Origin of the sequence: Rhizobium sp. CG5 (genome assembly GCF_023701945.1) — a bacterium.
GTDB lineage: Bacteria > Pseudomonadota > Alphaproteobacteria > Rhizobiales > Rhizobiaceae > Allorhizobium.
Map to the genome: position 1 here is coordinate 1 of NZ_JABAEF010000043.1, position 8,446 is coordinate 8,446.

Below are 8,446 nucleotides of genomic sequence, written 5' to 3' on the forward strand. Positions count from 1 at the left end.
GCGACGTGATGCGGTGCTGCGCAGCCGAAATGGCTCCGCACCGCAACCCGCCGCTACCGCACAAAATGCAGCAACCCAAAACCGCCGGAGCGAACTCAAAACTGGATAAAACTTGGGGGCAAGGTCACCCCCGCTCGCCATCAGCACTTTCAAACCGTTCCGGTGGCGAGTCAGGTCACGTTCTAATTCTACCAGCTTGCTGAGCAAAATCGGTTCGCTTCCAAGGGATTCGGAACTGGCGACAGCAGCCAATAGGTTTCTATACGCGCGCTCTGAGGCTTCCAATTCAACTCGAATTTCATTCGCGCGATCCTCACCGCGTCTCCCGGCTACCGCAATCTTTTCGTTCATCGAATCGAGAATGCCGCGCAGCCTATCTGGCACGAGCACATTCGCGATGACCGCCTCCACCACGAAGTCATCTAGTTGCTGCTCCGGCACGGTTGCCCCGTTACAAGTATTACGACCCTGTTTTGCGACGCGGGAACAGTGATAGTATCTATAAATCGCTCCCGAGCGGCCCGTGCCTGTGCGGAGTGTCATCGTTGCCCCGCATTCACAGTGCACGAGCCCAGATAGCAAGAGCGGACTACTCACTGTCTTCGCTGCTCCCTTACGAGGATTTTTCGAGCGGAGCAGCTTCTGCAATTCGGCGAACTCATCAGGTGTGATGATTGGCGGGACCGGAATTTCTACAATCTCAGCGGCTACCGGCGTCCATCGTTTGGCCTTGGCGTTTTGGTTATATATTTTTCTTCCCATATAAATGGGGTTGGTCAGCATTGAATGTATGTTGTTGGTCGAGAATGGCGCGCCTGACCGAGTCCGGTAGCCCGCGCTATTGAGGTAGTTGACGATGGCTTTGATGCCGAGAGCAGGACCGTCGCCATTGCCATACAGAGCAAGCTGGAATATTTTCGCTGCTAGCGGCCTCTCATTCTCGTCGACTACGACGCGTTTTCGTCGCGGATTAAGCTCGTCAGCTTGCAACGTATAGCCTAGTGGCTGGACACCTCCGACGGCGTATCCTTCTTTTGCCATCGCCGTCATGGTTCTGGTTACATCGGTCGAAGTTCGCCTGGAATGATACTCGTCGAATACAGCTGTCGTTGTTTCTGCGATAAATCCACCCGTATCATTAGAAAATTGCTGCGTCAGACTTACGACTTCAACGCCATTTTCGTACAGTTGATTCGTAACGCGATTGTAGTCCTCGACGTTGCGAGCAAATCTGCTGATAGAGTGAACGATTATTTTTTGGACCGGCTTTGATGAATCCAGAGCCTCGGCAATCATCAACTGAAACTGAGGCCGATCCGCAGTTTTAGCAGAAACCCCCGCCTCGATAAACGTTTTACGAACCGTCCATCCGTTCTCAGCTGCGCGCGCTTTGGCCTGACGCTCCTGATCAGGTATGGAGAGATCGCTTTTAACACTCTTATTGTCGGAAACTCGGCAATAGATAAAAACGCCGGGATTGGTCGTGCTCTCGATAGAGGGTCGCGAGCTTGGCGCTTCGATTTGTTGTCGCCTTGCCTCTACCGAAAGGCGTTTTGAGGAACTGCTATCCGACGACGAATTTTCGCTTTGTCGAATGCGTTTTTTTCTAGACATGCCAATCAACCTTTTGGTGAAGCGTGAAAACGGCGACCATCTCTGAGTGCTATTTCTGGGGTCGTCCATCGCCTTTTAGACTAGAAAATATCGACCGAAGTTCATCGTGCAGGGCCGTCAGCAAGGCGGTGGTCTCCAGGTTGGAAAATGCCTCCGTGCTGGCAAAATGACAGAGTAGAGTCCATTTGGCTTGGGGCTTAGCCTGCCGTATATTTTCTTTGCGAAATCTTTTCTTACCGGTTCTCGTCGGTGTTGAATCCCGGGCTATTGCCATATCGAGCCCAGCCGAATTGTTGCCGTCGCCACCAGCGTGGCGGTTATTTTGGTATTTTCTCATCTCAATGCTCCATCCTACCTACAGGCTACAAAGGGTAATGTGAGGCACTTTCAATTCTTTGCGGTACATATCTGCATTCAATTGCGGGATGGAGGCTGTAATACTGTGATTGGTTTGTAAATGTCGTCGCGACCCATGTTTAGTTTTGATGCGAATCTTTAATGTCAACATTTGGGAATTAAATGTCGTATTTTGTATTTTTCTAGTATTATATTTTCAATGAACTTCTTCTTCAGAAGGAGTTGTTTAATCCTTGATTTGCAACCTAATTTGTTGCCCGCTCCAAAACTCCTTGTGCTTTTTCACGATCACATTTTCGTGAACGCAAGCAAGTCGTCTTTCATACAGGCTCTTGTGTGGTTCGGGCGCGGTGCAAGCTGGTCGACATCGGGTCCGCTTCCTCGGCACAATGGCGCGGATCGGCGAATTCTATCGAATCTGACCCTACTCCCCACGGCTTGTCCAATTTCGAGGTCGTTCCAGCGGTTTCTGGCTGCTGTATTTGGAGTAGTAGCGGCGAGTCGCTGCGCGGAGCCATTTCGCCTGCGCAGCACCGCATCCCGTCGCAGGTCGACAGTCTGAGCTGAACATGCAGGTGTCGCCCCGCCGAGGCTCCAGAGTGGTTGGGGATGGTTGCAACCGTTGCGCCAGGTTGAAAGCGTTGATTGAGCTGCCTGCGCCGCTATGGTCGCTCTGCCACAGGGCGGGGCTGGGCCTGATTGGCATTTCTCACCCGTGACGGGAAGGCAAGAAACTTTTTGCCCTGTACTCTGACCGACGCAGAACAGCGGACATCGCCGTTCGACATTGCAGGCGTTCACGTTTCCGCATTGGCCGTTGCCCTTAATATGGCTATCTGTAGGATTGCCGTTGGTTTTGGGGGGCAAACATCGTGCGGTTACTATGCGTATTCTTTACAGCTGTCATGTTGATTGGTCATTCTGTTGATGCAGGAGCAGAAAACCCAACTCGCGAGAAATGTACCTGTAATCTTGATCCCGACGATCCACCTGCTGATGGTGCGTGGGTGAAAAACGCGACTGCTTGCTGGTCTACTGAGGTCAAGGACTTGAATTGGTGCGACATCGTCGTCGAAAGCTTACAGGGCTCTCAGGCCACGCAGACCACATCAATGGAACTTTTCGGGAATGCCTCCAACCCACCCGTGTTGGTAGATGTATTACACAGTAGGTTCGACAAATTCCTCCAAGTATCGGCCGTCGAGGGCGGCCCCGTTGACCTGAAACAGTTAGCAGACATTGTGACCAGTCGATTGAAGGAGAATGCCGCGCTCATTGCCAATTGCGTGACTGCACTCGCCGACCGTAAGCGCGGGTTCGTGCAAGACGGCGATGGCGGTGTCGTTTGTCGTGTAAGTGAGGTTAGCGGATGGCTGAGGTTGGAAATCCCCGTTGAGGGGGCCCGTATTGTCTACATGGTTGCGCCAGCGGCATGAGAAAGACAACAGTTGCCGCGCTAGTGTTTATCGGCACTATTATTTTTTCCGAAGTTGTCGGATTTGGCGTCAGTACGCTCATCATGCGGGCGGTACGTGCATTTGGCGGGCCGCCCGCCGTAAAAATCGACCTGCAGTCAAAACTTGGATGCCCGAGTGGAAGCCTCGCCGACCTCAAGAGAAGGTTTTCTGATGACACTCTTAAGCTTGAGCGTGGCGCGGATTCATTGTTTATCTGCTCAGACAACTCGATCAACACGACGGTCGAAGATGCTCCGCGAGTGCTGGCACGGGAATTCCCCGGTTGCCTTAATTACATTACCGGCTCTCTCAGGATGCTTCGAGAAAGCGATGCGATTTGTGCCTTGCCGGATAACCGAGGTTACATCTGCGACGGCGTAAAAGGGACAGAGGGCCAAGGAATCGATGCCCTTGGCACTCAATCGAGCGTCGTCAGCCTTTGCACGCCTGAAACCCTCACAAAATTCGGCTTTGCGCTGGGCTTTTGATGCCTACGATCTCGCTTACCAATGTTGCGGGGGTGGTCTCAGTTGCGCTGAAATCGCAGTGACCGCAATCTCGGTAGTCGCCGGGGCAGTCAAAGGGTGTAACGTAAGCGGTGTTTTCCTCGCACATTGACCAAGCTCAATTGGCTATTCTGAAAAATGCCGCTACGACATTGATGGCAAGAATGCGCCAAAAGCGGACATTGCGGGGCCGGAAAGATGGCGGGCCACCGGCTCCGAAATAGTGTCGTACTTGAACGCAAGAACAATTGCTGCCACTCTACCTGAAAGCGTTTCTCCTCGACCCAACAACTAATGTTAGCCTTTAACCCATGCTCCGCAAAGACCTTGAGTACGAATTAACGGCCAAGCTCAGTTCCCTCTCAAACGAAGATGCTCAGCGTATTGCCGAGGACTTTGTCCGTATCCGCCATCCTGAACGCTTTCCATATTTTGCATTTCGCGCATTTAGCCCACAAGGGAAATCCCGCCCGGGGTGGCCAGATGCTTTTTCAGTGGGAAGCGACGGAAGGTACGAAGGGGTAGAGGCGACACATGTCGCAAGCCATTCGGGTGTCATCAATCACCTCAATGAATACCTTGAAAAAGCGACCGCTCTCCGAGCTGACCAGCTTGCTGGGTTCCTTCATGTTTCTATCTCGCCGAAGGTTTCTTTCCGTCCCCATGAAATTAGGGAGTGGACAGAGAAATTCGTTGCAGCCGGTTTTCGGCGCGACAGGGTGGAGCTCGTATTTGGTCAGGGGCTTGTCGAAATCCTGACGCGGCCGGAGTTCGCTCGAACTAGAATGGAGATTCTTGGTGTTGACGATCTGCCCAACCACTTTCGTCTTTACCGTTCCAAAGTCGGGCCTGACGAGAACCGATTGGGGACACACTTCATCCCGAGTTGGGAGGACTATGAGGAAGGTCGAATTCACCAGACAGAATTAGCGAAACGAGTAACTGAGAAACTTTCCAGTGATCGCGCGGCTCTTGTGCGTGGCATTGGAGCGTCGGGGAAGACTGTTCTCGCATGGCAGATCGCGCAAGAGGTCCTGAATCTCGGCTTCCCCGCGTTTTTCTTCGACTTCGCAGCCGACAGGAATTCCACCCGTCATTTGGTCAATGCGCTAATCTCTGACATCAAGCGCTTTGGCCATCCCAAAGTGCTTTTTGTCTTGGACAACATACACGTTGAGGAAACAAGTGCAAAAGAGGTGTTCCTCGCCTGGCATGAAATACCAAGTTTGCAGCAGCCGCAAATCTTGCTTGTCGGACGTGAAACGCGAACTGCGAAGGGCAGCTCGATTGAGGGCTTAAAGTTCGAAGCCCTATCTCTTCGCGCGCGGCAGGCAGAGTTGCGGGGAGTGTTCCGTCGCCTCGCCCTACGCAGTTACACAGGAGGGCAATTGCCAGAACCGCCCGAGGCGGTGCTAACGAACTGGCTGCGCACCTTTGGAGGCAAGCCTGAAAACCCGAAAACCACCGCTGATTTGATTGTCTTCAGCGCCGCCGTTTTCCGCCGAATGCGCGATCTGCTCCACGGTCGGTGGCGGTTGACGGAGGCGGACGCAGTCGAGCAAGTCAGAGATGTGTATCTTGGAGCACTATCCCCTCCAGAAACTGCGAACCTTGCTCGGCTTTGTGTAGCAGAACGATTGGAGATAGCAATTGAACCCGAGGTGCTCGCCTTTCAAATGGCTGCGCTGACAATGTGCAATACAAAGCTCGGGATCGTCTTCCGCGATGAGACTGGAGGTAGGAGGCATAGCATTCGCTATCGGCTCGCACATCCCGCGCTGGGCGAATTGCTCATGGCAGGGATGGAGAATGTCATCGACCGGATGTCCGTCATTTTGGAGATGGCGTCGGTTTCCGCGCGGTTTGGGGGCGATGCGGCCAGTCGGTTAATGAGTGCCGGACAACTGGAAGATGCTCAAGCTGTGATGCTCACGACGATCGACAAATCGGAAAAGTTTTTGGGTCTTTATAGTTTTTTTGAGGTTGAATCTATTCTGCGTCTTGCAAAGCGCCTAAAAATCGAACTGCCAGAATCTTTTGACCACAGACTGGCAGCCAAGGGACGAAACAGTGGCAAATTTGAAGAAATTGCTTTTCAGACGCAGTTTGATCATCTCGTGTCCTTCCTGCGCTATGCCGAAGAATCCTTACCGGCCGTCTTCAATGCGCTATCCTCAGCACTTGCGGATGCGAAGAACCACCCGCAGCTCGCAGGGGTCGCGCTAGATACGCAGCTCGACCATCTCGTGTCCTTCCTGCGTTATGCCAAGGAAAGCCTGCCGGAGGTCTTCACCGCGCTGTCCTCGGCACTAGCAAATGTAGAGAACCAGCAGCAGCTGGCGGAGGTCGCGCTAGAGACGCAGCTCGACCATCTCGTGTCCTTCCTGCGTTATGCCAAGGAAAGCCTGCCGGAGGTCTTCACCGCGCTGTCCTCGGCACTAGCAAATGTGGAGAACCAGCAGCAGCTGGCGGAGGTCGCGCTAGAGACGCCGCTCGAACATCTCGTGACCTTCCTGCGTTACGCCGAAAAGCCTCTTCCCACCGTCTTCGATACGATGTCTTCGGCACTTCAGGATGCAAAGAACCAGCAGCAGCTGGCGGAGGTCGCGCTAGATACGCCGCTCGACCATCTCGTGTCCTTCCTGCGTTATGCCAAGGAAAGCCTGCCGGAGGTCTTCACCGCGCTGTCCTCGGCACTAGCAAATGTAGAGAACCAGCAGCAGCTGGCGGAGGTCGCGCTAGATACGCCGCTCGAAAATCTCGTGTCCTTCCTGCGTTACGCCGAAAAGCCTCTTCCCACCGTCTTCGATACGATGTCTTCGGCACTTCAGGATGCAAAGAACCAGCAGCAGCTGGCGGAGGTCGCGCTAGAGACGCCGCTCGAACATCTCGTGACCTTCCTGCGTTACGCCGAAAAGCCTCTTCCCACCGTTTTCGATACGATGTCTTCGGCACTTGAGGATGCAAAGAACCAGCAGCAGCTGGCGGAGGTCGCGCTAGAGACGCCGCTCCAACATCTCGTGTCCTTCCTGCGTTATGCCGAAAAGCCTCTTCCGACCATCTTCGGTACGATATCCTCGGCACTTGAGGATGCAAAGAACCAAGCACAGCTTGCGGAAACCGCTCTAAACTTGCCACTCCACTTTCTAGTGGGCTTCCTGCGGTTTTTAGAAGAGAAGCTGCCGGAGCCTTTCAAAGCACTGAGGACGGAACTCGAGAAAACGGAAAACCTCACCCACCTTGTCGAGAAGGCCCGAAATTCGCCCAGTATCTATGTGTTAGGTTTGCAACGTTATGCCGAGACGTCGATGCCAATGCTTTCCAGCGTACTATCGACTGAGTTGCAATTGCCCGGGCAACCCGGGCTTACCAGCATCGCGCGAAAACCAACGGCCGCGCTTGAGTAAACCGAGACATGCCCGGGGCGAGGTTCACTGATCAACTTTAATTCTATGAGTGCCACATTGGGTCTTCATAGATATCACAGAGGTGGCTCGGTTTTTCTGAACAGTACCGGGCGTCTTGCTAAGTGGATTTCCGCCTCGATTATGCTGTCACCATCATCGGTGCCAGCGCGTTGAAGTAGGCCTGATCCGGCTTCTGCCGGTCAAGGGATGAATGTGAGCGTCGGCTATTGTAAAAGGTCAGATATCGGCCAATGCCGACGCGGGCCTCGGACAACGAGAGCGATGAAGTCAACGTGATGAGGAGATGAGGAGTAAGCGGTGTTTTCCCCGCACATTGACCAAGCTCGATTGGCCATTCGGAAAAATGCCTCGACGACCTTGATGGCAAGAATCCGCCATCAGCGGTCATAAATATTTCGAGATTTCATTCTTCGAACCTGTTGGCGACCACCAGGGAGCGGTCTCGGTTTGTCACGAGGTCAACCAATCCGCCGTTTTTGAAACTGTCTGGATGGATGACGTATTTGGTGACTGCCTCGAAATCCGGGCCCACAGGCGCGTCTTCTCCATAAGTTCTGCCATTACCATTGATCTTTTGGCTTTTGAAATCCCACCCGCGTAGGAGTAGTTCGAAGTCCGTGGGATCAATTTTAAAAGCGCAACTGATGATGATATCGGTGATTGCCCTTGCAGAACATTCTGTATCCCGCACAGAGGAAGGCAGCTCCTGGAGGTTGAGAATAAAGCTAATCCTTGCCGGGTTCTTCAAATGATCTCGGGCATTGACACGCTCGATGTAGCCATAGGTAAACGCCACTGCACCAACGACTGATACAACGACGGTTCCCGCCAAAATCACACGCGCTTGCAAACTTCTCATGTTCCTCAGCCTGGCCCCCAGATCAATGTCAAAGCATCCAAGAGATTTGCAGTCATCGACGACGGAAACAAGCCTTCTGTCCGCTTAGGGCCGACAGATGTGTTTCGGCGTGCAAAATTGACCCCATTAGCGGGGTAATCGGCGTCCAATTTTGACCCCCTTCGGATCTATCTGACCATCCGTTTTTTTGACGGCGGATGGAGAGGGAGTTGAAGCGAGTGGATA

The 8,446-nt window shown here is 53.2% G+C and carries 4 protein-coding genes and 2 pseudogenes; 3 read left to right on the forward strand and 3 right to left on the reverse strand.

Going from position 1 to position 8,446, the window contains the following annotated elements:
- Nucleotides 1-411: 411 nt before the first annotated feature.
- Nucleotides 412-1,683: pseudogene (locus HGO38_RS30855) on the reverse strand (recombinase family protein); the annotation flags it as partial.
- Between the two features lie 1,193 nt (nucleotides 1,684-2,876).
- On the opposite strand from HGO38_RS30855, the gene HGO38_RS30860 reads away from it, so the two are divergent.
- The 3 genes from HGO38_RS30860 to HGO38_RS30870 all read left to right on the forward strand — a co-directional run bounded on the left by HGO38_RS30860 (nucleotide 2,877) and on the right by HGO38_RS30870 (nucleotide 7,341).
- Nucleotides 2,877-3,407 (forward strand): hypothetical protein, encoded by a 531-nt coding sequence (locus tag HGO38_RS30860; RefSeq protein ID WP_250959617.1) that lies wholly within the window; start codon nucleotides 2,877-2,879, stop codon nucleotides 3,405-3,407.
- Nucleotides 3,404-3,916 (forward strand): hypothetical protein, encoded by a 513-nt coding sequence (locus HGO38_RS30865; protein WP_250959618.1) that lies wholly within the window; start codon nucleotides 3,404-3,406, stop codon nucleotides 3,914-3,916. The genes HGO38_RS30860 and HGO38_RS30865 overlap by 4 nt, the downstream gene beginning before the upstream one ends.
- Nucleotides 3,917-4,245: 329 nt before the next feature.
- Nucleotides 4,246-7,341, forward strand: a complete 3,096-nt coding sequence (locus HGO38_RS30870) for a hypothetical protein (protein WP_250959619.1) — start codon at nucleotides 4,246-4,248, stop codon at nucleotides 7,339-7,341.
- A 139-nt stretch (nucleotides 7,342-7,480) separates the two neighbouring features.
- Here the strand turns inward: HGO38_RS30870 and HGO38_RS30875 are convergent.
- A pseudogene (locus tag HGO38_RS30875) lies at nucleotides 7,481-7,618 on the reverse strand (IS3 family transposase); the annotation flags it as partial.
- Between the two features lie 147 nt (nucleotides 7,619-7,765).
- Nucleotides 7,766-8,221: a hypothetical protein gene (locus HGO38_RS30880; RefSeq protein WP_250959620.1), complete on the reverse strand. Its 456-nt coding sequence runs from the start codon at nucleotides 8,219-8,221 to the stop codon at nucleotides 7,766-7,768.
- Between the last annotated feature and the right edge of the window lie 225 nt (nucleotides 8,222-8,446).